This window comes from Aeromonas fluvialis, assembly GCF_000819885.1.
GTDB classification, from domain to species: domain Bacteria; phylum Pseudomonadota; class Gammaproteobacteria; order Enterobacterales; family Aeromonadaceae; genus Aeromonas; species Aeromonas fluvialis.
The window spans coordinates 15,929-41,522 of the sequence record NZ_CDBO01000004.1 but is presented as its reverse complement, the minus strand read 5'-3'; the positions used below and the strand labels follow the sequence as shown (position 1 = coordinate 41,522).

Genomic DNA, 25,594 nt, shown 5'->3' with positions numbered 1-25,594 from the left:
CCGCCTTGGTACAAGTGTACGCCGAGATTTTTTTGCACTTACAGCTGAAACTTTAATAAAATAGGACTGGTTAGACCTCTTTACAGGCATTGAATCAAATAGGGATCGGTAGATGAAAGTTGTCGATTTTCTGAAGCGCAAGCGCGAAATTCTGGCGCAGCACCCCTTTGAGCTCAAGGATTGGCTCTCTCCGGCGATCCGCGACTACTGGCGTGAGTTTCAGCAAAAGGCACATCTTCATCCTTTGCTGGGGCGTGTGCTGGACTTGCAAGCCGAGTCCCAGAGCGAGCAGCAACAGGATGCAGCCACCGTGGCACACGTAGCCAACGGTCAGCCTGCCGTGGCTCAGGAACCCGCTGTTGAGCTGGGGGCTGAGGCGGCCGCGCTCTATGCCACCCTGCAGGCCCGCATCGGTGAAGAGACCCATGTCGGCGAGTGGCTGCACATCAGCCAGCAGATGATTGATCAGTTTGCTGCCGTGACCGGCGATCTCCAGTGGATCCACACCAATCCTGAGCGCGCGGCCGCCGAGTCGCCCTTCAAGACCACCATAGCCCATGGTTTCCTGACCCTGGCGCTGCTGCCGCAGTTGACCGGCTCGGTCGATGAGGCCACCCCCGAATTCCCGACCGCCCGCATGGTGGTGAACTTCGGGCTGGATCAGGTGCGCTTCCCGTACCCGATCAAGGTGGATAGCAACATCCGCGCTCGCACCAAGCTGGCCCGGGTTACCCCCATCAAGGGTGGGCTGGAGTTGCTCAAAGAGATCAAGGTGGAGATCGAAGGGATCCGCCGCCCGGGTTGCGTGATCGAATCGGTGACCCGCATCTACTTCTGAGCCCCCTTATCGGCATGAATAGTGAAACGGGCCCGCTGTTGTGTGCAACGAACAGCGGGCCCGTTTTTTTGTCTGTTTGTTACCCGCGGTGAGGCATTAGCCATGGCGCGCTGGCCCCAGCTTGATATGACTCACAAAACGGTGGGCCATGCAGTTAGCCAGCTCTCATTTTGGCGAGTTAGCCGAGTGGGGTGATAGTATGCTATGCCACTATTGGCTTCTTACTCCCGATCCTGGAGACAATAGTGCCCATCAACCATAAGATTATTCTGCCACTCCTGCTGAGCCTCGCCATCCTGCTGATCCCGACCCACTGGATCCCGCTGGAGGGGATCACCGTCATCGAACAGCGGGTCGTGGCCATTTTCGTGCTGGCCGCTCTCTGCTGGATCCTGGAGCCCATCCCCATCTTTGCCACCTCGGTGCTGATCATCGTGCTGGAGCTGCTGCTGCTCTCCGACAAGGGGCTCTGGTTCATGACGGCAGGCAAGAGCGAGCCCGGGTTTGGTTCGCTGCTCACGTCGACCGAAGTGATGGCGACCTTTGCTTCACCGGTCATCATGCTGTTTCTCGGCGGTTTTTTCCTCGCTATTGCGGCGACCAAATACCATCTGGACGTCAATTTGGCGCGGGTGCTGCTGCGCCCGTTCGGTCAGGACCCCCGGATCGTCATGCTGGGGTTGATGTTGATCACCGCCACCTTCTCCATGTTCATGAGCAATACCGCCACCACGGCCATGATGCTGGCCATCCTCAGCCCGGTGCTGGCAGCCTTTCCTGACAAGGACCCGGCCAAAATCGGCTTTGTGCTGGCCATTCCGCTGGCGGCCAACCTCGGCGGGATCGGCACTCCCATTGGCACCCCGCCCAACGCGGTGGCGCTCAAATACCTGACCGGTGAACATGCCATTTCGTTCGGTCAGTGGATGGGATTTGCGGTGCCCTTTGTGATGATGCTATTGCTGCTGGGCTGGTTTCTGCTGGGGCGCTTTTTCCCGAGTACTCTCAAGCGGATGGATCTCAAGATTGAGGGGCGCTTTATGCAGACCCCCCGTGCCTGGGTGGTCTATCTCACCTTTATCACCACCATAGTGCTCTGGCTACTGGGGGATCTGCACGGCATGAGCTCCTACGTGGTCGCCATGATCCCGGTGGCGGTGTTCCTGACCACCGGCATCATCACCAAGGACGATCTGCACAAGATTTCCCTCGATGTGCTCTGGCTGGTGTCGGGCGGTATTGCGCTGGGGCTGGCGCTGGAGGACTCCGGGCTGGCCGAGCGGCTCATCACCCATATTCCGTTCCACGAGTACTCCACGCTGGCGGTGCTGGTCGGGGCCTGTCTGCTGGCGGTGCTGATGGCTAACTTTATGTCCAATACCGCGACGGCGAATCTGCTGCTGCCACTGGTGGCGGCGCTGGCGGTCAGCATGCCGGAGCTGGCCGAGTGGGGAGGCAGTCACACCCTGATCCTGGCGGTCACCATGTCGGTCTCGCTCGGGATGTCGCTGCCCATCAGTACCCCGCCCAATGCGCTGGCCCACGCCACCGGTCTGGTGGAGAGCCGCCAGATGGTGCGCATCGGCGTCATCATGGGGTTGGTCGGTACCCTGCTGGCGATGGTGTGGATCTACCAGATTGCCGCCTGGGGGCTGATCTGACCGCATTGCCGGTATCCCATCTGTTGTCCCGTCATCTTGAGGGGCCATGGCAGGATGGCTGAAACAGCAAGAGGAGCCACGTTGGCTCCTCTTGCTGTTTTCGGTTGATTCAGAAACTGGCGCCCAGATTGAGCAGGTGTCTGAATTCGGTCTCTTTATATTTTTGCTTGTGGCCGGCGAAATGCACTTCGCCATCTTCCCACTCCATCTCGCTCGACCAAGAGAGGCGTAGGTGATCGTTGAAGTAATAGCGCAGGCCCACGCTGCCGGTCACATCTCGATTCAGAGTGATATAGGGGGAGGGTTGATCCAGATAGACCAGATAGCGCCCCTGACTGAACAGCTCCAGTTTTTCCCGCCATATCGGGATGGGTTGGCGATAATCCCAGTTCATGCTGGCAAAGGGATAGTCGATGATCCGGTTGCCTTTGAAGAACAACCCAATTCCGCTCTCTTCCCTGAAGTACGTTTTGCGCAGACCTCCTTGCGCCACGAACTCCAGCCGACGGCGCTTCTCGTTCCAGAAGCGGTAACCCGGGCCGGTACCAAAGTCGAGGCTGAGGTAGTTGCTCTCCAGCATGTCATATTCGCCATTGAGCGAGCTGCGCACAAACCACTGCTGATTGAAAAAATAGTCAATGGTCGGATTTAGCTTGTAGTCGTGGTTATCGGTGTCACCATCTGAAGTTTCGTATGAGTATTCACTGGAGAGGCTGTAACGCCAGTCCAGATTGGCCACCTCGGTATTGCCCTTGAAGTTGACGTTGTTGGTCTGTTTGTCATTCCGTTTGAGTTTGACGTTGAGATCGCCGCTGCCGCTCCAGAGCCAGGCGTTGCGTTCATCCTTGTCATCCTCAAACAGCTTGAGTCCCCCTTTTGCCGTCGCTTTGGGTTTGTCCTGTTTATCGATACGCCAGCGTTTGATGGCCTCCCGCTTGACGGTGACGGCACCACTATAGGGCAGGGCGATACGTACCGACTCATCGTCAATCTCTTCGATGGTGCCGGTCAGACGATCGCCATTGTTCATCCAGAGGATATCTTTTGCCCACAAGGAGTGGCAGGTCAACAGGAGTGCGAGGAGGAGGTATTTCATGAATTAAGGTGACCCGGGTTTAACTCTGGTGACTTAACCACTAACAAGTTGACTGCTGATAGGGAGGGGCAGGCCATTTTTGCTCTCCAGCGCTGCCGTCACCTCATCCTGCATCACGTCAGGTGCACTGATAAAGCGCTCTATTGCTGGCGATAGCATCAGCGGGGCGCCATTTTCGAACTCTTCCTCGGTACGGGACAGGGGAGAGTGCACCTCCAGCCAGCGACGGCCATCGGGTTCGATGGCGACCTTGACCGGTTGATTGATGACCCGCACCGGCGTGCCGATCGGCACAATCTTGAACAGGGCCTCGATATCGTCAGGCCGCAGCCGGATGCAGCCTGCGCTCACCCGCAGGCCAACGCCAAAATCCTTGTTGGTGCCGTGGATCAGGTAATCGCGCTTGCCATAGCCAAGGCGCATGGCGAATTTGCCGAGGGGGTTCTCCGGGCCGGGGGGCACCACGGCGGGCAGGGTGATCCCTTTTTGCTCCAGCCAGGATTCGCGCACCATGGGGCCGGGTACCCAGGTCGGGTTCGGTTTCTTCTCGATGATGGTGGTGGTCATCTCGGGGGTCTCGCGGCCGATATCACCAATCCCGATGGGCAGCACGATGACCTCGCTCTTCCCTTTGGGGAAGTAGTAGAGGCGCAGCTCGGGCAGGTTGATGACGATCCCCTCGCGAGGCACATCGGGCAGCAGCATCTGAGTGGGCAACGTCAGGCGGGTGCCCGGCTTGGGTAAATAGGGGTCGACACCGGGATTTGCTTCAAGCAGCGCCAAAAATCCAATTTGGGTATTTTTGCCAACCAGCTCCAGATGTTCATTCTGCTGGATGAGGTAATCTTCCAGCTCACCGATGAGGCGGCTCTCTGTCGGCGGGAGGGGGTAGCTCTTGGCATGCGTGGGCGCGGCGCAGAGCATAGTCGCTGCCAGCAGCAGGGAGAGGGCAGGCGTCAAGGGGAGGGGCATAAGTTTTGGCAATCGCATAGGGGGTCCATCAGTTCAATCGGGGCGGAACATCATCAATACAGCCGCCAGGATGGCGCGATTGTTCCTCAATCAGCCCATGATTACCAGCTTGCCGCGCACCCGCAATGATGTGGGGATACATAGGAAACCTGCCAAAATCGGCATCACCCATAAATTTGAGCGCAAAGCAGGAAAAAGAGACGCCTCATGGCAATGGGGGAATGTCACGATATGGATAATGGCCGGGTGTGCGAGAGGGTTAATGTCGGGTGGATGAGGGTGGCCTAGCAACGCGAACAGCACGCGCCGCATTGTGAACCTGCTCCCAGATATCTGATTCAGCCATTTGATATCTAAGAAATTTTTATTGCATCCTCGGTCCGGCTCGGGTAAAAATCTGTTCCCACGGAGAGATGCCGGAGTGGCCGAACGGGATTGACTCGAAATCAATTGTGGCAGCAATGCCACCCAGGGTTCGAATCCCTGTCTCTCCGCCAAATAAAAAGCCCAACCTGTTGATTAGGTTGGGCTTTTTATTTTATTCCATTTTTGGTATGCCATTCAGTATGCCATTCAGTATGCCATTCAGTATGCCATCTGGTATCGGCACGACGCTTCATGGCTACAACAGCGTAGCCTGGCCAAAAAGCGGCGAGATCAATAGGATGCATAGTGACAGCAGGGCTCAGGGGTTGGTGTGTTTGGCGACTGCCAATTTACCTGAGTCCCTGACTGTCAATCCTCTCTTTCCCGCGATAATGCGAAGACCCTTTTTTATTCTGCGAGGAAAACCTGAATTAGCCGATCAGGCTGGCCCAGAGGTCATATTCGTCGGATTCATCGATCCGCACCTTGACCATGTCGCCCGGCTTGAGGCTGGTTTCGCCGTTGAGGTAGACCAGACCGTCGATCTCCGGCGCATCGGCAAAGGAGCGGCCAGTGGCACCCTCTTCGTCCACTTCGTCGATGATAACGGTCATCTCCTGACCCACTTTGCGGGAGAGCTTGCGGATGGAGACCTGCTGTTGTAGCTCCATAAAGCGCTGGAAGCGCGCTTCCTGAACCTCTTCCGGTACCGGGTCCGGCAGCTCGTTGGCCAGCGCCCCTTCGACCGGGCTGTATTTGAAGCAGCCGACCCGATCCAGCTCCGCCTTGTCGATGAACTCCAGCAGCATCTGGAAATCTTCCTCGGTCTCGCCCGGGAAGCCGACGATAAAGGTGGAGCGCAGGGTGATCTGCGGGCAGATTTCGCGCCACTTCTGGATCCGCTCCAGGGTGCGCTCGACAGTACCCGGGCGTTTCATCAGTTTGAGGATGCGCGGGCTGGCGTGCTGCAACGGAATATCGAGGTAGGGCAGTACCTTGCCATCGCGCATCAGCGGGATGACGTCATCCACGTGGGGGTAGGGGTAGACGTAGTGCAGGCGCACCCAGATGTCGAGCTTGGCCAGCTCTTCGCACAGGGCGACCATGCTGGTCTTGACCGGCATGCCATCGTAGAAACCGGTGCGGTGCTTTACATCGACGCCGTAGGCGGAGGTGTCCTGGGAGATCACCAGAATTTCCTTCACGCCCGCCTCTTTCAGGCGCTTGGCTTCCGCCAGCACTTCGCCGATGGGGCGGCTCACCAGATCCCCGCGCATGGAGGGAATGATGCAGAAGGTGCAGCGGTGGTTGCAGCCTTCGGAAATCTTCAGATAGGCGTAGTGACGCGGGGTCAGCTTGACGCCGTGGGCCGGCACCAGGCTGGTAAACGGGTTGTGCTGCGGCTTTTCCACATACTTGTGGACGTGACTCAGCACCTCTTCGTAGGCGTGGGGGCCGGTGATCTCGAGCACCTTGGGGTGGATCTCGCGGATCTGGTTCTCTTTGGCGCCAAGGCAACCGGTGACGATCACCTTGCCGTTCTCGGCCAGCGCTTCGCCGATCGCTTCCAGCGACTCTTGCACCGCGCTGTCGATAAAGCCGCAGGTGTTGACGACGACCAGCTCGGCATCGTCATAGCTGGGCACCACGTCGTACCCTTCGGTACGCAGCTGGGTCAGGATGCGTTCTGAATCGACCAGGTTTTTGGGGCAACCCAAGGAGACGAATCCTACTTTGGGGGCCTGTTTTGTGTTGGACATCGCTCAATCACTCTTAGGTGGCTCTTCTTTAAGGGCGCGGATTTTACCGGAATGGTTAACCAAAAACTATACAGCGGGCATCACTGAGCGGAACAATCTTTATGATGTGCGCTGGTGAGGGCGGACCATGGTGACGACCAGTTGGGCCCGGAACGCCGGGAGTGGTAGCAGAAAAAAGCGGACAAAATCATGATCTTGTCCGGATGATGGGGAGGGGCTATTTTTCCGAGCCCGGTTCGCGGATCTGATGGAGGTGATCGGCGCAGGCGCTGGAGCAGCCACAAGGGCGCACCGCTTTATCCTCCCGCTTCTGGGCAAGCCGGTATTGGCGCCACCAGATGATGGTGCCCATGGCCAGGATCAGCACGAACGAGGCGAGCAGGCTTAACAACCAGATGGACATGATCTCTTCTCCTTGGTGGTGATGACATGCGCTGTGATGGCATCAGTGATGATGACAGCAACCAGCCTGTTGGTCAGCACCCTCACTGCCCTGACAACCAGTATGGCCTTGTCGTGAGTTATCTGCCTGATTGCCAGCACTGGCGCAACAGTGATTGGAACCACTGTTGCAACCACCATGACAATGGGCATGACGTTGGGTTGCGCCGAGGGGTTGGATGGTACGGATCGCTGCCTTGCTTTGATGATGGCGAGACGGGCGGCCCTGACTGGCCTCGGTGAGAGGTTGCAGATTGGCGGGGGCCAGCAATGCGGGCAGCGGCAGCCGCGCAGAGCGGCACTGCAGCACCCGGATATTGGCCGCCAGCAGGCGCCCCAGCATCCGCTCGCCGATATTGCGCACCACCACCTGACCCACCTGATGATGGGCGAGGGCATCGAGCAGCCCCTGTTTGCCGTGGCAACCTTCGGCGGCAGCCGGGTTGGTCAGGGTGGCGATGACGCGTCCTTCGGGGCTCAGGATCTGCAACTGCTCGGCACGGGTAAAGTGCCCGGCCAGCATGCCCTGACTCAGCATCAGGGCGCTGTTGCAGGGATGGGGGGTCATGGTTGTGACAGCATTCATATCGGCTCTTCTCCACTGGTTTGCTGGTCGGGCTCGGCGGGTTGCATCATCAATGCCTTGCCCAGACTCAGACACTCCACCACCTTGTAGCGCCCTTTTTTCAGGATATTGGCCAGGGTCTGACGGGAAACCCCCATCACCAGGGCGGCCTCCTGCTGCTGCATTCCTTGAAGGTCGACGAGGCGTAATGCCTCGAACTCGTCAGGGGCCAGCGTGACCTGCTCCAGCTGATGCATGGGGCGGCCGTTGGGTTTGAAGCAGCTGTTGGCGGGGCGGCCACAGATCTGGCGGGCAATCTTGGGTCTTGGCATGGTGGCTCCTAATTGGCATAAGCTACTTATACACTTGTATGTAGCATATGCCAATAATTTAATCGGATGCAGAGGGCCGCGCCAGTGCCGTTTACGGCAGAAAGGTGTGATGAATTAGCCCGTTAGCTGGCCTGATGAACGCCACGCAGCAACATGACGTATTGGTTGGCGGATTGATTGGCATAGGGTGGCATGTTGGCTGAGTCGGCTGGCATCGGCGCCAGTTGCAGCGCTATCCCGGCTGTGGTGACGAGTTGCTGTAGATGCAGCGTCAGCTGATCGTGGCTTATCTTGCCGCTTGGCTGCAGGGGAAAGCAGATCGGAGCGCCCGCTTTGAGCAGGGTCGCCAACTGCTGTAACAGGGGAGCAAGGGTAGCGGCGTCGCTATCAAGCGGGCGACTCAGCCAGATGCCATCGTAAGGGAGCACCGAGTGCATCTGCGCCAGCGGGCAGACCCGCACCGCTTGCCCTGATTGCTGCGAGGCGACTTTGGCGGCGGCCAGAACCGCTTCACAGGCGGTGACCACATACCCTTCTGCACGCAGCCAGCACAGATCCTCCCCCGTACCGCACTGACCATTGAGCAGGTGAGCACCGGATTTGAGCCGCGCCACAAAGGCGGCCCGAATGTGGATGTGCTGATCGTTAAAGGATTGGGGAGCGGGGATGGCGTCAGAGTGTGGCACAGGGGTTACCTCAAGCAGGGGGCGCACAGGGTAACAAATCGGGGCCTGACTGCCAAAGCGGGCGGTCAGGCCCCGATGTGTGCGGGGATGAGTTTGGGATACCGGTTAGCGGCCGCAGGCGGGCCCGTGGGGCTGCTCGGTACTTTTGGGGTGATGCGGGGGATGATCATGCCACCATGCTGGCCATCTTCTTCGTGCTGGTGATGCGTGACTTCACGAGCCATAAGAGCACAGGCACACAGGGCTGCGCGGTTGAGTCAAAAGGTGGCTGAGCCAAAACGTGTGCACCTGTTCTGAGCGACAGGTCACATTTTGACAAAAGAGTCAGTTAAATCTGGCTACAAAACGGGCAGTGCGTTCGGTCACCTCTTTTTTTTTCACCAAAAAAAACGGTAACGTAGCTGTGAGCTGTGAGCTGTGAGCGGTTCGAAATGTGATTCGGATGGGTGAATTAAGCACTGTAAGTGTTCTATTGAATCCTTATTCAACACCATCGTAGAAGACACTTTTTACTGTGCATGGTTACCAAAATCGAGATAGAATCTGCGCCTTATCGGGCTGGTAGGCGGAATGTCCCTTTATAATATCAGGCCCTCTTTTTGCTGTTCAGGCTCAAGGGGGTTAACAAGGTGATGTTCCATCGAGACACAAAAAAGCTGGAGGACACGATGACCAACAGCAAGCGAAATATGGTTAAAAGCAGCAAACTGGGGGCTGTAACTCAGGGGCGGTAGCCATGATGTTTGTCAGATTTTTGGCCGAAATTTGACCGCGCTCGCCGCAGCTAACCCGCCCGATGGCTCGCCGTTTTAATTCAGCTGATGGTTTTCGCATCAAGGGCAACGGTTCAGAAACGCAATTTAATCAGTGACGGTGACGTTTGGCAGGAGATTAATGCGGAGCCGGCGAGAATGCGCGCAAAACCCCACGTGGCAAGACCTGTGGTATGACATCACCAATTTTTGCGGGAAGCCCCGTCCTTCAGGGCGGGAGGATGTCAAAGATGGATCCCCGCCTTCGCGGGGATGACAAGAAAGAACGGATTCGTGATGCCCACGCGCCAACCGATCCGTCATTCCCGCGCAGGCGGGAATCCAGGCAATAACCCCGGTGGTTAAGGTGAGCGCCCGAAGGCGGGAATCCAGGGACAACGCAACCAAGGCACCCAGCAGTATCAAGGATGATAGATGCAGCCGTTTGTTTACATCATGGCGAGCCAATACCACGGCACCTTGTATATCGGTGTGACCAGCCAACTGTTGCAACGAGTCTGGCAGCATAAAAATGGCATAACAGGCGGTTTCACCCATCAATACAACGTGACCATGCTGGTCTATTTTGAAGCGCATAAAACGATGTACGCCGCTATCACTCGAGAAAAACAGCTCAAAAAATGGCGACGGGAATGGAAAATTAACCTGATCGAAACGCAAAACCCCACGTGGCAAGACCTGTGGTATGACATCACTGATGGATCCCCGCCTTCGCGGGGATGACAAGAAAGAACCGATTCGTGATGCCCACGCGCCAACCGATCCGTCATTCCCGCGCAGGCGGGAATCCAGGACAGCGCCTTGGCGCACTCAACATCACACATTCACTACTTAACCAAAAAGCCTTCAACATGATGAAAATTCTCGTGACCGGTGGCGCTGGTTTTATCGGCTCGGCCGTGGTGCGTCATATCATTCGTGATACTCAGGATGCCGTTATCAACCTTGATAAACTCACCTATGCCGGCAATCTGGAATCCCTGGCCGATGTATCGTCAAGTGATCGCTATGCGTTTGAGCAAGTGGATATCTGCAACCGTGCCGAGCTGGATCGGGTATTTGCCCTGCACCAGCCGGATGCTGTGATGCACCTGGCCGCCGAGAGCCATGTTGACCGCTCCATTACCGGCCCGGCTGACTTTATCGAGACCAATATCGTCGGCACCTATATGTTGCTAGAAGCGGCTCGCGCCTACTGGAATGGTCTCCCCGATCCCCGCAAGGTGGCCTTCCGCTTCCACCATATCTCCACCGATGAGGTGTATGGGGATCTGCCCCATCCGGATGAGGTGAGTGCCGGTCATCCCTTGTGGAATAAACCATTGCCGTTGTTTACAGAGACCACCCCTTACGCCCCCAGCAGCCCTTATTCTGCCTCCAAGGCCGCCAGCGACCATCTGGTGCGCGCCTGGCATCGGACATACGGGCTGCCCATTCTGGTGACTAACTGCTCGAACAATTACGGCCCTTGGCAACATGCGGAAAAACTGATTTCACAAACCATCGCCCACGCCATCGCGGGCAAGCCGCTGCCGGTCTATGGCAAGGGCGACCAGATCCGTGACTGGCTCTATGTGGAAGACCACGCCCGCGCGCTCTACAAGGTGGTGACCACCGGCTTGGTCGGGGAGACCTACAACATCGGCGGTCATAACGAGAAGCAGAACCTCGACGTGGTGCATACCATCTGCGATCTGCTCGACGAGATGGTACCTCTATCACCCTCGCCCTTTGGGGGAGAGGGCCGGGGTGAGGGGAGAAGCTACCGCGATCAAATCACCTATGTGGTGGATCGCCCCGGCCACGATCGCCGCTATGCGATCGATGCGACCAAGATGAGCCGTGAGCTGGATTGGCAGCCAGAGGAGACTTTCGAGTCAGGCATTCGCAAAACTGTGCAGTGGTATCTGAGTAAAACAGGGTCAGGTCTTTCATTTTGCACCTGCTAATGTTGTGGCTATTCTGATTACGTCGCTGTGCCACACGCAGGGGATGGATGATGAGCAGACCATTGAGATTGGAATTTGCCGGTGCCTTGTACCACATCACCGCCAGAGGCAATGAAAGAAAAGCCATCTATCTTGATGAAGCGGATTTTGAGCTATTTCTGGATACACTCGATGCCGTCTGTTATCAGCATAACTGGGTTATACATGCCTATTGCTTGATGAATAATCACTACCACCTACTGCTTGAAACGCCAGATGCAAACTTGAGCAAAGGCATGCGACAGCTAAACGGTGTGTTTACCCAAGCCATGAATAAAAAACACCACCGGGTCGGCCATCTTTTTCAAGGGCGTTATAAAGCAATACTGGTGGATAATGACGCCTATTTACGGGAACTATGTCGCTATATCGTGTTGAACCCGCTGCGAGCCAGCATGGTAGACACACTGGATGACTGGCCATGGAGCAGTTGGCCATACACCATTGGCAAATGTGCTCCCCCCAGCTGGCTGGCAACCGATACGCTGTTGAATAGCTTTGGTGAACGGCGGGCAACCGCCATCAACGCATACATCAAGTTTGTTTACCAAGGTGTGCAAAAACGGATTTGGGATGATCTGAAACACCAAATTTATCTGGGTGATGAAGACTTTGTGAAACAGCAACAAGCGCTGCAATAGATGAGTGATGGCGATTTATCAGAAGTGCCGCTAAAACAGCGCAGGCCGCAATTAACAGCAAGCCGCCACCCGCGATGAGGCAATCCTTAACGCATACCGTTCTGGTGGTCTTCTTTAGAAAAAAAGCCAAAAACAGATTGGTGAATTTTTTGGCATTCATTACTCACTGGTGAGCCGGATCATTGCAAAGAACAACAAGACATAGACAGGGATGCTAATGGTAAACGTCAAGATGAATGAGCTGAACCGGATTGCGGTGGCGACAGTCAAAATGAAAGCCCTGACCCCGTTTTTCCAACGTTTTTCCAAAAAGTAAAAAAGTAATAATTTTATTCTTCAAAGGAAGTTTCTTATGATGTTTGATCTCACAAATGCCAAAGTGGGAATTATTGGTTTAGGGTATGTAGGGCTACCATTGGCCGTTGAGTTTGGTAAACAGCGCCATACCATTGGCTTTGATATAAACCAAGCCCGTATTGATGAATTGGTTGCAGGGCATGATAGCACCCTAGAGTGTTCCGATAGCGAGCTGGCCGAAACCACGCAGCTGGTTTACACCACATCGTTAGAAGTATTAAAAGAATGTAATGTTTTTATTGTTACTGTGCCCACGCCAATTGATGAACATAAACAGCCGGATCTAACCCCCCTTATCAAAGCCTCCGAAACGCTCGGCAAAGTAATTAAACAGGGGGATGTGATTGTCTATGAATCGACCGTTTACCCAGGGGCGACAGAAGAAGATTGTATTCCAGTTGTTGAGCGCGTCTCTGGTTTGAAGTTTAACCAAGACTTTTTCGCCGGCTACTCGCCAGAGCGAATTAACCCTGGTGACAAAGAGCACCGTGTGACTAATATTTTAAAAGTCACTAGTGGATCAACTCCTGAAGTGGCGATATATGTCGATCAGCTTTACAAATCAATCATCGTGGCGGGGACGCACAAAGCCTCTTGCATCAAAGTGGCAGAAGCGGCAAAAGTGATTGAAAATACCCAGCGTGATGTAAACATTGCCCTGATCAACGAGCTCTCTATCATCTTTAATAAGCTTGGTATTGATACGCTAGAAGTGCTTGAAGCCGCGGGTACTAAGTGGAACTTCTTGCCATTTCGCCCGGGCCTAGTAGGGGGCCACTGCATCGGCGTCGACCCATATTATCTAACTCACAAAGCACAAAGTGTTGGCTACCACCCAGAAATGATTTTGGCTGGCCGCCGCCTCAACGATGGCATGGGTCAGTACGTGGTGTCGCAACTTGTGAAAAAAATGCTCAAAAATCGTATTCATGTTGAAGGGGCGAATGTGCTGGTGATGGGCTTAACCTTTAAAGAGAACTGCCCCGATCTACGTAACACCAAAGTGGTCGATATTATCTCTGAACTGAAAGAGTACAACATCAATGTAGATATCGTTGATCCTTGGTGTTCAAATGCCGAAGCGCAGCATGAATATGGCTTAAGCTTATGTGAACAGCCAAAAGCCAACCATTATGATGCGATCATTATGGCGGTTGCGCATAACGAGTTTCGTGAGATGGGCGCACAAGCGATTCGCGCACTAGGTAAGGCTAGTCATGTTTTGTACGATCTCAAGTACCTGCTTGATAAACATAATGTTGACATGCGTCTCTAAGGAAAATCTAGTGGCTCTAGGAGGTAACGGATAAATCTATCCTCCTAGAACCTAGAACCTAGAACCTAGAACCTAGAACCTAGAACCTAGAACCTAGAACCTAGAACCTAGAACCTAGAACCTAGAACCTAGAACCTAGAACTTAGTAACTCTCATCACGGAAAAACCATGACCAAATACCAACAAATCCAGCAAGAATTACTGACATCACCAAAAACTTGGCTTATTACCGGTGTGGCCGGTTTTATCGGCTCAAACTTACTTGAAAAACTGCTGAAACTTAATCAAAAAGTCATTGGCTTAGATAATTTTGAAACTGGTCATCAGCATAATCTTGATGAAGTACAATCCATAGTTTCTGCTGAACAGTGGGTGCGTTTTTTCTTTATTAACGGTGATATGCGCGACTATGCCAGTTGTGAACGAGCAGTAAAAGGTGTCGATTATGTCTTGCACCAAGCAGCATTGGGGTCAGTGCCACGCTCAATTGCCGACCCCATCACCACTAATGCTGCTAATATCACCGGCTTTCTCAATATGCTACAAGCCGCTAAAGAGGCTCAAGTGCAAAGCTTTACTTATGCTGCTTCTAGCTCAACCTATGGCGATCACCCTGCACTCCCCAAGGTAGAAAAAAACATTGGTAACCCACTTTCCCCTTATGCCGTAACCAAATATGTTAATGAGCTTTATGCGAGCGTTTACGCACGCACCTATGGTTTTAAAACCATTGGCCTACGTTATTTCAACGTGTTTGGTCGCCGCCAAGATCCCTGCGGTGCTTACGCGGCGGTGATTCCAAAATGGACTGCCGCGATGATCAATGGTGAAGTGATTTACATTAATGGTGATGGCGAAACTAGTCGTGATTTTTGTTATATCGATAACGTGGTGCAAATGAACCTTTTGGCAGCAACAGCGCTAGAGGAATCAAAAAACGAAGTCTATAACGTGGCTGTAGGGGGGAGAACTACGTTAAATGAACTATTTTCTGCAATTAAATTAGCATTATCTAATAATAAAATATATCTTTCTCAAGAACCCATTTATAGAGATTTTCGTGCGGGAGATGTAAGGCATTCTCAGGCTGATGTTAGTAAGGCTAATCTTCTATTAGGCTATGTACCATCGCATTATATTCTAGATGGAATTAACGAAGCAATGCCTTGGTATATAAGATTCATAAATGATAAAAAATAATTTAATAAAAAACATTTTAATATATGGCAGTGTCACAGGTTTATCTCGGATGCTACCTTTATTACTACTGCCATTATATTTATCTACACTTTCTATTGAGGAGTATGGTCGTATAGAAATATTGGTGGCGCTTTACAATTTCGTTATTATTTTTGGTTCAATTCAGCTTGAAACAGCTGTGCAGCGATATATGTATAAAGTTGAAAGTAAAGCAAATTATACACTGGCTTTAGCTATCGTTGTTTTTATATTGTCATTGATGGTTTTTTTTATAGTGGCAATAACTTCAAAAGTAATATCTCAGTTGTTATTTGGTAGTGATGCTGAAGTTAATAATATTATCATCATTTCTTTTTGTAGCGTCCTTTTTAATGTATCAACAATTCTTCTTATTTATTTTAGGTATGCAGAGCAAGAAAAAGCATTCTCCTTCATTACATTAAGTCAAGTTGTTGTTACAGCAGTCGTTACATATGCTTTAGTGGTTGTAACACAGCTAGGGAGTCTTGGTTATGTTTTAGGTATGAGTTCAGGTTGGTTAGTTGTCATCACATCATCGTTATTATTAATATTTTATAAAAACAAGGGTATAACGCCTGACTTTTCAATTATCAGACAATCTGTGAATTTCTCATGGCCTCAAATACCCGCAAGGTTTGGTAGTTTTTTTATTCAATTTGGCAATAGATTTATTGTTCTGTTTTATTTTGGTGCTCAGACAGTTGCAATCTTGGGTGTGGCAACAAAATTCGCCGCGTTTTTTCAATTGCTTTACATCGCATTTAGTATGGCATGGAATCCATTTTTATATAAAAATGAAGATAACAAAAATCTAGAAGATAAGATTAATAAAATCCTTAAGGCAGTATTGATTTTAATCGGCCTATCATCATTAACTATCCATGCACTAGGCGGATGGATAATCGATAATTTTTTCGGTGTTGAATACATTGAAGTTAAAAATATTATTTTCCTAGCCATACTACCATCAGGGTTATTGATTTGTAAGGAAATTTTAGAAACTGGAATTAAATTATCAGGCAAAACAAGATATATATCATATTCCTATTTTATTTCTGTGTTAGTAACTATTATATTTATGGTTTTAGCAAGTGATTTACATGGGATTCTTATTGCGTCGTTAGTTGGTTCCATCGCCCTTATTTTATGCTCTTGGTACTTTTCTGAGAAATTTTATCATATTAAATACACTCGTTTTTCGATATTGTTTCTCTTTCCTTCTCTTTTAATTTTATATTTTGTTTTCTGAGGAGATAATTACATTGGAAAGTTCATTCGGATTGTTGGATGTAATTCTTCGATTGATTATTTTTTTAGTAATCATATCAACGATCATAATTTCATTTTTGAAAAATAGAGATGTATTTTCACCGATTAAGATATATTCTGCATTTAATATTTTCTTTTATTTAGATATATTCGAAAGTAAATATGAACTACTGATAGTAGTTTCATATATTACACAGTGTCTTGTTATATTTATACTAGCATTTTTTGAGGGTGATAATGTTAATATTAAAGTCAATAAAAATATTAAACTGAAAATAAGTAATCGCATTATAGTATCAATATGGTTTTTTTCAACAATATCTATATTGAATCAATTGATTGTTATAATTGAGCTTGGTGGTTTGATTAATTACATTGGGAATATAGCGTTTAGGGTTGAATATTTTCGAGGGAGAGGATATGTTATTATACTTAATAACCTCATAGCTACAATGAATGTTATATATTTTGCTGTATTACTTGTAAATGCAAAAGTAGATAAAAATTCGTGGCTTTTATTTTCACTTCACTTTTTGTTTTTTGTTTTTATAGCTCTACTTTCCGGCTCTAGATCATTTTTGTTGATGACTATTTTAGTCGAAATAATAATATATCATTATCTGAAGAAAGAGTTTTCAGTTGTTAAATTATTACCTTATTTAGTTTTTATCGGCATTATGATCGCAGTTTTAGGTGGAATAAGAAATACAGTTAGTACTGCCGATGATGAGTTGAAGTTATCTTCTTCAGATGGTATTAAAGTTGAAAACACCCATTTCAAGTATGGATTAATACCACTAGACATTTTATTCTCTTCAGATGATAAACCTCTTTTTTATGGCTCTACTTACGCATCATTAGTAACGAATTTTTTACCTAGAACTATTCTTCCTCAAAAGTTAGATACAGGTGGCGTTGCATTTACAAAGGTATATACAGGTGATCAATGGGGGGGGTTATCAAATTTAGCTACAGGTTCAATTACAGAGGGTATAATAAATTTTGGTTATCCTATAGGAATGATAGTTGGCTTGTTTATACTATCATTGGCCCAATTTTCTGGTTTGGTTCTTTATTCTAAAATACTTTCAATGAAGTTGAGCAATACTAGTTATGTTAAGGTTATGTTGTATGTTTACTTTTTGCTCGCAGCGGCAAGGTTATCTTATTCTGAATTCTCTTATACAATTTTTACATATGTGTTATATTATTTTATTCCTGCAATGTGTGTTATTTTCCTATCTAAATTATTATCTATGAGATTTTCCCGCTAGAATGAAAATTTTAATTATCAATTATCATTACCCACCAAGTACTACGGCTCACTCATATCGTTGGTCGTTACTAAGGCATTATTTTTTAAGCCAAGGGCATGAGGTTTCCGTCATTTGCGGTGGTCTATCGAGTGAATCAGATACTGAAAACAGAATAACGAGAGTTAACTTCCCTAAAACGGTAAAAAAAAATGCTGTAGATAGTGTATTTCGTTCAACTATAAAAAACAATAATTTTAAGAATACTGTTTTATGCTCCATTAAAAAGTTATATAGAAAGATTTTTTGGCCTGATGGTTTATGGCATTGGCTTCCACTTTCACTATTCGAGGTTTTCAAACTAAGAAATCAAAAATTCGACATGGTAGTTGGTTACTCACCAACGTTTGTGGCTGTTATTGCATCTTTGTTATATAAGAAGTTGAATGAAAAAACTAAACTCGTTATTGATTTTGGTGACCCATTCTCTGTATCGAAAGAAATGCCAGTAAATAACTACGCATTATATGGGGGGCTGAATAGCTATATTGAAAATTCTGTTTTCAAAGAAGCAAGTTTGGTATCTTTCACCAATGCGAAAACATTTGAATCATATAAGTTTAAATATCCATCTTTTTTGAATTTTGATATAGTTCCACATTTGGTCAATGTAGATGATTTTTATGAAAGTAAAAAAAGTATTGGTAATTTATTAGTACGTGTCGGTTACGTGGGTGCTTTCCATAAAAATATCCGAGAGCCAAATTTGGCAATTGAAAAATTAAGTCAGATTGATATCGATTGTCTTAGATTTGAATTTTATGGTCCTCTGAATGGCCTTATTTTCAATAATTCACGGTTTGTTAATCACTATGGTGTAGTTGATAGGGATAAAGCAATCTGCCTGAGTAAAGCATTTGATATTTTAATTAATATTGAAAATGAAGATTGCCCCATGACCCCGAGTAAAATATTTGAATGTATGGCAACAGGTAAACCAATTATAAACTTTCTAAGTTCAACAGGAGTATCGAGTTTTAATAATTACCCACTGGTATTAAACATTGATACTAAGACTTCAATTGATAGCATCATAACTTTCATTCTCAAGAATAGAAATGAATGTTTAACTCTAGGTAAAGTCGAGAATATATTGGAAGGGAAAACATTGAAATCTATAGGCGATAAGTATTTAGGTGTTGTCAAATGAATAATATAGTTATAAACGCATTATCAGCAAAGTTAGGTGGTGGAAAAACATATATATTTAATCTCCTCAGTAATCTACCTAGTGGAGATGTTAAGATTTATATTGTGTGCCCAGATATTGCATTATTACCTGATGATCCAAGAGTGATTTTCATTGAATCTAAGGTGGCTAATAAAAATATTATTTTCAGAATGTTATGGGAAGCTTTTTGCTTGCCATTTTTGCTTATTAAACTGAAAGCCTCGGTCATATTTGTACCTGGAGGGATGGATTTTACTTTTTTCACTTTTGGGATTCCAAAGGTAACGATGTTTAGAAATATGCTCCCATTTGACAAGGTGGCTATTCGGCATTTGCCCAGTAAAAATCTTAAGTTTAAGAATTGGATTCTCAAGCATCTTATGGCTAGAACGATGAGTTCGGCAAATCATGTTATTTTCATTTCTAATTATGCTGAGAAGGCTATTGAAAATGATGTGAAAGTTAAAAGTGCAAGTGTCATTTATCATGGCATTTCAAGCGGTTTTAATTATGTTGGACGGCATCAGCCAGTACAAGAATATTTGTTGTATGTATCGAGATTTGAACCATATAAAAATCATCTTAATTTGATTGTCGCATATAATAATTTAAACGAGAGTTTTAAAAAACGGTATAAACTTGTTCTGGCAGGTGAGCCTATGGAACCATTTTATTCTGAATGTATTGAATATGTTGAAAATAATAACTTATCTGGTTCGGTGATTTTTAAAGGTAAAGTGCCATATGAAAATTTACCTGAATTATATCAGTCAGCATCATTATTTGTATTCCCCTCTTCATGTGAAAACTGTCCTAATATTTTGTTAGAGGCGATAGGGTGTGGTGTGCCTGTCATTGCTTCAAAAACAGAACCAATGCCAGAGTTTGCCCAAGATGCTGGATTGTATTTTGATGAAAAAAACCATAAAGAAATTCATGCTTGCTTGAATTATGTATTGTCAAATCCTGACTTATTATGTGAAATGAGAGAAAAGTCAATGCTTCTTAGCAGAAATTATGTTTGGAAAAATACCGCTCATAAAACGTGGGAATGTCTTAAAAAGTTTGGAGTGAAAAATGTTTAATAATAAAATATTATTGATCACCGGTGGTACAGGTTCTTTCGGCAACGCAGTGCTGCGACGTTTTCTGAATACTGACATTAAAGAGATCCGTATCTTCTCCCGCGATGAAAAAAAGCAAGATGACATGCGAAAGCATTTCAAATCTGACAAGCTGAAGTTTTATATCGGCGACGTAAGAGACTATCAGAGCGTAGCCAATGCCATGCGTGGGGTCGACTATGTGTACCATGCGGCAGCCTTAAAGCAGGTGCCATCCTGTGAGTTCTATCCGTTGGAAGCGGTCAAGACCAACGTGCTGGGAACTGAAAATGTTCTGGAAGCTGCCATCACTCATGGGGTTGAACGTGTGGTGTGCTTGAGTACCGATAAGGCGGTGTACCCGATCAATGCCATGGGAATTTCCAAGGCAATGATGGAAAAGGTGATTGTAGCCAAGAGCCGTAATTTGGAGCACACCAATACCACCATTTGCTGTACCCGTTATGGCAACGTGATGGCGTCGCGCGGTTCGGTGATCCCGCTGTTTATTCGCCAGGTCGTCAATGGCGATGCCATCACTATTACCGACCCGGCTATGACCCGCTTTATGATGACCCTTGATGATGCGGTTGATCTGGTATTGCATGCGTTCGAGCATGGCAAGAATGGTGATATTTTTGTACAAAAAGCGCCTGCGGCCACCATTGAGGTATTGGTAAATGCCTTGCTGGAGATTCTTAATCAACCGCAACATCCGGTGCATATCATAGGCACTCGTCACGGCGAGAAGCAATTCGAAGCACTCTGTAGCCGCGAAGAGATGTTTGTGGCACAAGAGCAGGGGCAATACTTTAGAGTGCCTGCCGATAACCGTGATCTTAACTACTCCAAGTATTTTGAAGAGGGTGAGCAAGATCTGTCGCAGATTGAAGATTACAACTCCCACAATACCGAGCGACTCGATGTTGCCGGGATGAAGCAATTACTGCGCAAGCTCGATTTTATTCGTGAAATTGAAGCCGGTAATCTGATTGTGCCAGAAGGGGTATAACAGTGAATGTGCTGATCTTGGGGGCCACAGGCATGTTGGGTTACAGCTTGTTTAGCAATTTGGCTGGCAACTCAACATTAAATGTCACGGGCACAGTGCGTAGCTTAACCGGCAAAGCGGCTTTTTTTGCGAAGTACCAAAAGCAACTGTTGCAAGGTATTGATGTTACTGATATTGCAAGCCTTGAACAGGCGATTGTTACTACCAAGCCAGCGGTGGTGATCAATTGTATTGGCTTGATTAAGCAGCATGATATTGCCAAGCAGCATGTGGCGGCGATCGAAATCAATACGCTGCTGCCACATCAATTGGCTGCTTTGTGTGACCAATATGGCGCACGGTTAATCCATTTTTCGACCGACTGCGTGTTTGATGGCAAGCAAGGCATGTATCAGGAAACGGACTTGCCGACCGCAACGGATCTGTATGGCAAATCCAAATGCTTGGGTGAAGTTAACTATGGCCGCCACTTAACTTTGCGTACTTCGATCATTGGCCATGAGCTGGATTCAGCCGTTAGCTTGGTTGATTGGTTTTTAAGCCAATCAGGTGCTGTGAATGGTTTTTCCAAGGCTGTGTTTTCAGGGATGCCTACTTGCTACATCGCCAAACTACTGGCCGAAAATATTCTTAACAAGCCTGAGATCTGCGGGTTGTACCATCTGTCTGCCGAACCTATTAATAAGCACAGTTTAATCTCGTTGGTGGCTGATATTTATGGCAAAGAGATTGAGATTAATGAGTCAACCCAACTGGTGATCGACCGTTCTCTCGATTCTAGCCGGTTACGCCATGCGATAGCGTTTACCCCCCCCAGCTGGCGTGAGTTGATTGAATTTATGCATAACGATTATTTGACAAGGTATATGCAATGCAAAAACTAAAAGTAATGACTATTGTTGGTACGCGCCCAGAAATCATTCGGCTGTCACGTACTATCGCCAAGCTGGATGAGTTTTGTGATCATACCTTGGTACATACCGGTCAAAATTACGATTATGAGCTCAATCAAATCTTTTTTGATGACTTAGGAATTCGGGCTCCAGATGTGTTTTTAGAGTGTGCTGGTAGCAGTGCTGCTGAAACTATGGCGCAAGTTATCAGCAAGTCAGATAAGGTATTTGCTGAGTTAAAACCGGATGCACTCCTTATTTTGGGGGATACGAACAGTGCCTTGGCGGCCATTTCTGCCAAGCGTAAAAAAATCCCGATTTTCCATATGGAAGCGGGTAACCGTTGTTTTGATTTACGGGTGCCAGAAGAGATTAACCGCAAAATTGTTGACCATATTTCTGATGTGAATATGCCCTATAGCAATATTGCGCGAGAATATCTGTTAAACGAGGGGATTAAACCCGATCTTATCGTGAAAACCGGTAGCCCGATGGACGAGGTGCTGGCTTTTTATCAAGATAAAATCCACACTGCCGATGTGGTATCGCGGCTGTCACTGACTAAGGGCGAATACTTTTTGGTTAGTGTGCATCGTGAAGAGAATGTGGATTCTGAGAAAAACATTCACAGCTATGTGCAAGTGTTGAATGAATTAGCTGAAAAATATCAATATCCGATTATTGTTTCGACCCATCCGCGTACACGCAAAAAAATTGAAGCGTTGAATCTAAGCTTCCATCCCTTGGTTAATTTGTTAAAGCCTCTTGGTTTTAGCGATTATGTTCGCTTGCAAATGGATGCCAAGGTAGTGTTAAGCGATAGTGGTACCATCACGGAAGAGTCTTCCATCTTGAACTTCCCGGCTATCAATATCCGAGAAGCACAAGAGCGCCCAGAGGGTTTTGAAGAGGGGGCAGTAATGTTCACCGGTATGAGTGTTGAACGGATCCTGCAAGCGATTGAGATTTTGGAGCAGCAACCGCGTGGTGCAACGCGTTTGATCAATAAGGTACAAGATTACATTGCTCCAAATGTATCAGACAAAGTGCTGCGCACCATTTTAAGCTACACCGATTATGTTAATCGAGTAGTGTGGAGAAAGTTGCTGTGAAAATTGCCCTGTTCCCTGATGATTATTTACCTGATAGCACTTTAGTGCATGCCAAAATGTTCCATGAACTAGCATTAGAGTTTAAAAGACTTGGCCATGAGCCGGTGATAATTACGCCCAGCCATGGCAAACAAACCAAACGCCTTCAGGTCGATTATTTAGATGGTGTAGAAATATGGCGTTTTCGTAACCCGCCTATGCGGGGGCAGGGCAAGGTTAAAAGAGTGATAAGTGAAACATTGCTATCTCTTAATGCTTTTATAGCAATTAAAAATGCAAAGGATATATCATCATTCGAACTATGTGTTAATTATTCGCCAACTATTTTTTTTGGCCCACTAATGCATTGGTTCAAACGTAAAGCGAAAACATTTAATTATTTAGTGTTGAGGGACATGTTCCCTCAATGGGTAATAGATGAAGGGTTGATTTCTGCTAAATCACCAATCGCGTCATATTTCCATTTTTTTGAAAAACTCAATTACAATGCATCCGACTGCATTGGTTTAATGTCTCCTGCTAATGTTGATTATTTTAGAACTCTGCATTCCGAGTACAATAATCTACAAGTGCTAAGGAACTGGGCTGATATTAATCCTGTCAGTTTCTCGTCACAGCTTATAGACATTAGGAAAGTATATGACTTAAATGATAAAGTCATATTTTTTTATGGCGGCAATATTGGTCACGCTCAAGATATGCGTAATTTATTACGTTTAGTCAAGAGTATGGCACCATACTCAAATGCCCATTTTTTGTTTATTGGCCAAGGCGATGAATTCGAGTTAGTCAAGCAGGCTATAGCTGTTGAAAACCTTCACAACCTAACGCTGTTACCTTCTATCAACCAAGATGCATATAAGGAAGTTTTGACGCAGGTTGATGTTGGTTTGTTTTCATTAGCTAAAACGCATAAAGCACATAACTTTCCCGGGAAGTTGCTTGGTTATATGCTTCAGTCTTTGCCTATTCTTGGTAGTGTGAATCCAGGTAATGACGTTATTGATTTCATTAATGGCCAAGGTGCTGGCTGGGCGTATATTAATGGTGAGGATGAGGCGTTGTTAACGGCGGCAATTAATCTTTTAAAAGATAAAGTGTTGCGTGTTGAAATGGGTATGCGTGGTTATGATGTTCTTACAGCTAACTTTTCAGTTAAGGCCGCAGCTCAACAGATAACTAATACATTTTTAGAGTCAAATAAATGACAATATTGTTAACCGGTGCCACCGGCTTTGTGGGTAATGCAGTATTGAAGCAGTTAATGCTGCAACCTGATGTAACAATACGCACTTATGGTCGTCGTGCACCGGTTGGAGTGAACGCTAACCGTGCTGCCGATGCCAGTGCTCAAATGATTAGCCATGTGATAGGGGGGGTTAGCGCTGTGGCGGATTATGCCACCGCCCTGATCGATGTTGATGTGGTCATTCATTGTGCAGCGCAAGCGCATGTGATGAATAATTCAGGAAATAATGGGGGAGATATTTATCGGGATATTAATGTAGATAGCACATTGCAATTGGCGCGGCAGGCGATTACAGCGGGAGTGAAGCGTTTTATCTTTATTAGTTCCATTAAAGTGAATGGTGAATCGACCATCTATAGCCAGCCTTTTACGCATGATTGTGCTGCTGCACCTGAGGATGCCTACGGGCGTTCAAAGCAAGCGGCAGAGGATGGGCTACGACAATTGGTGGCCAGCTCGGGAATGAACCTGGTGATTATTCGTCCACCTCTAGTTTATGGGCATGGTGTTAAAGGTAATTTTTCTTCATTACTGACTATTGCAAAAAAAAATCTTCCGTTGCCATTGGGGGCTATCAATAACCAACGCAGCATGGTAGCGCTGGCTAATCTAGTCCATTTGATCATCACCTGTATCCGTCATCCACAAGCGGCGAATCAAACCTTTTTAGTCAGTGATGATGACGATATTTCAACAACTGAATTGCTTGAGATGATGACGCGCGCTGCGGGTAAATCGCCGTGGTTATTACCTGTGCCGATGAGTTTGCTGCAGTTCCTGGGGCGCATGACTGGAAAACAGGCCGTGATAGAGCGACTGTGTGGTAATCTTCAGGTTGATATCAGTCACACAAAACACACGTTGGGTTGGCAACCACCTATATCGGTCGCAGAAGGTATCCAGCGCTGTTTTGTTAAGGAAGAGGGATCATGTTAATTCGGTTGATTGATTTTTTTGCCGCCTTGTTTGGCCTGTTATTGTTATGGCCGCTGTTGGTGGTGGTGACCCTTATCGGCCTGTTTGATACCGGCTCACCTATTTTTGTGCAAACCCGAGTGGGCAAAGATAAAAAGCCGTTCAAGCTGATTAAATTTCGCACCATGTCGGTTGAAACCCAATCGGTGGCAAGCCATTTGGCTAGTGTGGCAGCCATTACCAAGCTGGGCGCATTCTTGCGTAAAACCAAGATCGACGAGCTGCCACAGTTGATCAATGTGCTGAAGGGGGAGATGAGTTTGGTGGGCCCACGCCCCAACTTATTTAACCAAGCAGAATTGATTGCCGAGCGCGATGCCTTGGGCGTGTATGATGTGTTACCCGGCATCACCGGTTTGGCGCAGGTGCAACACATCGATATGTCTACCCCGGCGTTGCTGGCCAAAACCGATCGGCAGATGATCGATACCCTCACGCTCAAAGACTATTTTCGCTACATCTTAATGACCGCCACCGGCAGCGGTAGCGGTGATGCCGTGAAGCCTAAATAATCCTCCTCCGTA

24 protein-coding genes and 1 tRNA gene are annotated in these 25,594 nt (G+C 47.7%); 18 read left to right on the top strand and 7 right to left on the bottom strand.

What is annotated here, in order from left to right; translation table 11 throughout:
- Positions 1-112: 112 nt before the first annotated feature.
- A complete protein-coding gene (locus tag BN1125_RS00465) occupies positions 113-838 on the top strand; it encodes a MaoC family dehydratase (RefSeq protein WP_042009757.1) in 726 nt (241 codons plus the stop codon).
- A gap of 245 nt (positions 839-1,083) precedes the next feature.
- Positions 1,084-2,499, top strand: a complete 1,416-nt coding sequence (locus tag BN1125_RS00460; protein ID WP_042009755.1) for an SLC13 family permease — start codon at positions 1,084-1,086, stop codon at positions 2,497-2,499.
- A 109-nt stretch (positions 2,500-2,608) separates the two neighbouring features.
- Here the strand turns inward: BN1125_RS00460 and BN1125_RS00455 are convergent, their stop codons facing one another.
- Positions 2,609-3,595: a DUF481 domain-containing protein gene (locus tag BN1125_RS00455; protein ID WP_042009752.1), complete on the bottom strand. Its 987-nt coding sequence runs from the start codon at positions 3,593-3,595 to the stop codon at positions 2,609-2,611.
- Between the two features lie 33 nt (positions 3,596-3,628).
- On the bottom strand, positions 3,629-4,585 hold the full coding sequence (locus tag BN1125_RS00450; RefSeq protein WP_042009750.1) for a L,D-transpeptidase family protein: 957 nt from the start codon (positions 4,583-4,585) through the stop codon (positions 3,629-3,631).
- Positions 4,586-4,974: 389 nt separating this feature from the next.
- Between BN1125_RS00450 and BN1125_RS00445 the strand changes: the two genes are divergently transcribed.
- A tRNA-Ser gene (locus tag BN1125_RS00445) sits at positions 4,975-5,064 on the top strand.
- Positions 5,065-5,364: 300 nt separating this feature from the next.
- On the opposite strand, the gene rimO is transcribed toward BN1125_RS00445, so the two are convergent.
- The 5 genes from rimO to BN1125_RS00420 all read right to left on the bottom strand — a co-directional run bounded on the left by rimO (position 5,365) and on the right by BN1125_RS00420 (position 8,717).
- Entirely contained in the window at positions 5,365-6,693 is a 1,329-nt protein-coding gene (rimO, locus tag BN1125_RS00440) for a 30S ribosomal protein S12 methylthiotransferase RimO (RefSeq protein ID WP_042009748.1), read from the bottom strand.
- 217 nt (positions 6,694-6,910) lie between these two features.
- Entirely contained in the window at positions 6,911-7,096 is a 186-nt protein-coding gene (locus tag BN1125_RS00435) for a hypothetical protein (RefSeq protein ID WP_042009745.1), read from the bottom strand.
- Between the two features lie 42 nt (positions 7,097-7,138).
- On the bottom strand, positions 7,139-7,720 hold the full coding sequence (locus tag BN1125_RS00430; RefSeq protein WP_042009742.1) for a NifB/NifX family molybdenum-iron cluster-binding protein: 582 nt from the start codon (positions 7,718-7,720) through the stop codon (positions 7,139-7,141).
- Positions 7,717-8,031 (bottom strand): DUF134 domain-containing protein, encoded by a 315-nt coding sequence (locus BN1125_RS00425; RefSeq protein WP_042009740.1) that lies wholly within the window; start codon positions 8,029-8,031, stop codon positions 7,717-7,719. The genes BN1125_RS00430 and BN1125_RS00425 overlap by 4 nt, the downstream gene beginning before the upstream one ends.
- A 122-nt stretch (positions 8,032-8,153) precedes the next feature.
- Positions 8,154-8,717: a class I SAM-dependent methyltransferase gene (locus tag BN1125_RS00420; RefSeq protein WP_042009738.1), complete on the bottom strand. Its 564-nt coding sequence runs from the start codon at positions 8,715-8,717 to the stop codon at positions 8,154-8,156.
- Positions 8,718-9,904: 1,187 nt separating this feature from the next.
- Here BN1125_RS00420 and BN1125_RS00410 point away from each other — a divergent pair.
- The 15 genes from BN1125_RS00410 (at position 9,905) to BN1125_RS00355 (ending at position 25,582) form a co-directional block, all read left to right on the top strand.
- A complete protein-coding gene (locus tag BN1125_RS00410) occupies positions 9,905-10,213 on the top strand; it encodes a GIY-YIG nuclease family protein (protein WP_042009736.1) in 309 nt (102 codons plus the stop codon).
- Positions 10,214-10,344: 131 nt separating this feature from the next.
- Entirely contained in the window at positions 10,345-11,439 is a 1,095-nt protein-coding gene (rfbB, locus tag BN1125_RS00405; RefSeq protein ID WP_042009833.1) for a dTDP-glucose 4,6-dehydratase, read from the top strand.
- Between the two features lie 50 nt (positions 11,440-11,489).
- A complete protein-coding gene (locus BN1125_RS00400) occupies positions 11,490-12,119 on the top strand; it encodes an REP-associated tyrosine transposase (RefSeq protein ID WP_208854203.1) in 630 nt (209 codons plus the stop codon).
- Between the two features lie 352 nt (positions 12,120-12,471).
- A complete protein-coding gene (gene tviB, locus BN1125_RS00395) occupies positions 12,472-13,752 on the top strand; it encodes a Vi polysaccharide biosynthesis UDP-N-acetylglucosamine C-6 dehydrogenase TviB (RefSeq protein WP_042009735.1) in 1,281 nt (426 codons plus the stop codon).
- Positions 13,753-13,920: 168 nt separating this feature from the next.
- Complete coding sequence (locus BN1125_RS00390) at positions 13,921-14,952, top strand: NAD-dependent epimerase/dehydratase family protein (RefSeq protein WP_042009733.1); 1,032 nt, start codon at positions 13,921-13,923, stop codon at positions 14,950-14,952.
- A complete protein-coding gene (locus BN1125_RS00385) occupies positions 14,939-16,222 on the top strand; it encodes a lipopolysaccharide biosynthesis protein (RefSeq protein WP_084202213.1) in 1,284 nt (427 codons plus the stop codon). Before BN1125_RS00390 ends, BN1125_RS00385 begins: the two co-directional genes overlap by 14 nt.
- A 13-nt stretch (positions 16,223-16,235) precedes the next feature.
- Positions 16,236-17,516 carry an O-antigen polymerase gene (locus BN1125_RS18225; RefSeq protein WP_167562295.1) on the top strand — a complete coding sequence of 427 codons (1,281 nt, stop codon included), beginning with the start codon at positions 16,236-16,238 and terminating at the stop codon, positions 17,514-17,516.
- A gap of 1 nt (position 17,517) precedes the next feature.
- Positions 17,518-18,705 carry a glycosyltransferase family protein gene (locus BN1125_RS18220; protein WP_084202211.1) on the top strand — a complete coding sequence of 396 codons (1,188 nt, stop codon included), beginning with the start codon at positions 17,518-17,520 and terminating at the stop codon, positions 18,703-18,705.
- Complete coding sequence (locus BN1125_RS18215; RefSeq protein WP_084202210.1) at positions 18,702-19,811, top strand: glycosyltransferase family 4 protein; 1,110 nt, start codon at positions 18,702-18,704, stop codon at positions 19,809-19,811. The genes BN1125_RS18220 and BN1125_RS18215 overlap by 4 nt, the downstream gene beginning before the upstream one ends.
- Positions 19,804-20,841 (top strand): polysaccharide biosynthesis protein, encoded by a 1,038-nt coding sequence (locus BN1125_RS00380; RefSeq protein WP_042009729.1) that lies wholly within the window; start codon positions 19,804-19,806, stop codon positions 20,839-20,841. The genes BN1125_RS18215 and BN1125_RS00380 overlap by 8 nt, the downstream gene beginning before the upstream one ends.
- Before the next feature lie 2 nt (positions 20,842-20,843).
- Positions 20,844-21,725, top strand: coding sequence for a dTDP-4-dehydrorhamnose reductase family protein (locus BN1125_RS00375; protein WP_042009727.1), 882 nt, complete (start codon positions 20,844-20,846; stop codon positions 21,723-21,725).
- Complete coding sequence (wecB, locus tag BN1125_RS00370) at positions 21,713-22,846, top strand: non-hydrolyzing UDP-N-acetylglucosamine 2-epimerase (RefSeq protein WP_042009725.1); 1,134 nt, start codon at positions 21,713-21,715, stop codon at positions 22,844-22,846. The genes BN1125_RS00375 and wecB overlap by 13 nt, the downstream gene beginning before the upstream one ends.
- A complete protein-coding gene (locus tag BN1125_RS00365; RefSeq protein WP_042009723.1) occupies positions 22,843-24,054 on the top strand; it encodes a glycosyltransferase family 4 protein in 1,212 nt (403 codons plus the stop codon). Before wecB ends, BN1125_RS00365 begins: the two co-directional genes overlap by 4 nt.
- The gene (locus tag BN1125_RS00360) at positions 24,051-25,031 is read left to right on the top strand and encodes a UDP-glucose 4-epimerase family protein (protein WP_042009722.1); all 981 of its coding nucleotides are present in this window, start codon (positions 24,051-24,053) and stop codon (positions 25,029-25,031) included. Before BN1125_RS00365 ends, BN1125_RS00360 begins: the two co-directional genes overlap by 4 nt.
- Positions 25,025-25,582 (top strand): sugar transferase, encoded by a 558-nt coding sequence (locus tag BN1125_RS00355; protein WP_042009720.1) that lies wholly within the window; start codon positions 25,025-25,027, stop codon positions 25,580-25,582. Before BN1125_RS00360 ends, BN1125_RS00355 begins: the two co-directional genes overlap by 7 nt.
- Positions 25,583-25,594: the final 12 nt, after the last annotated feature.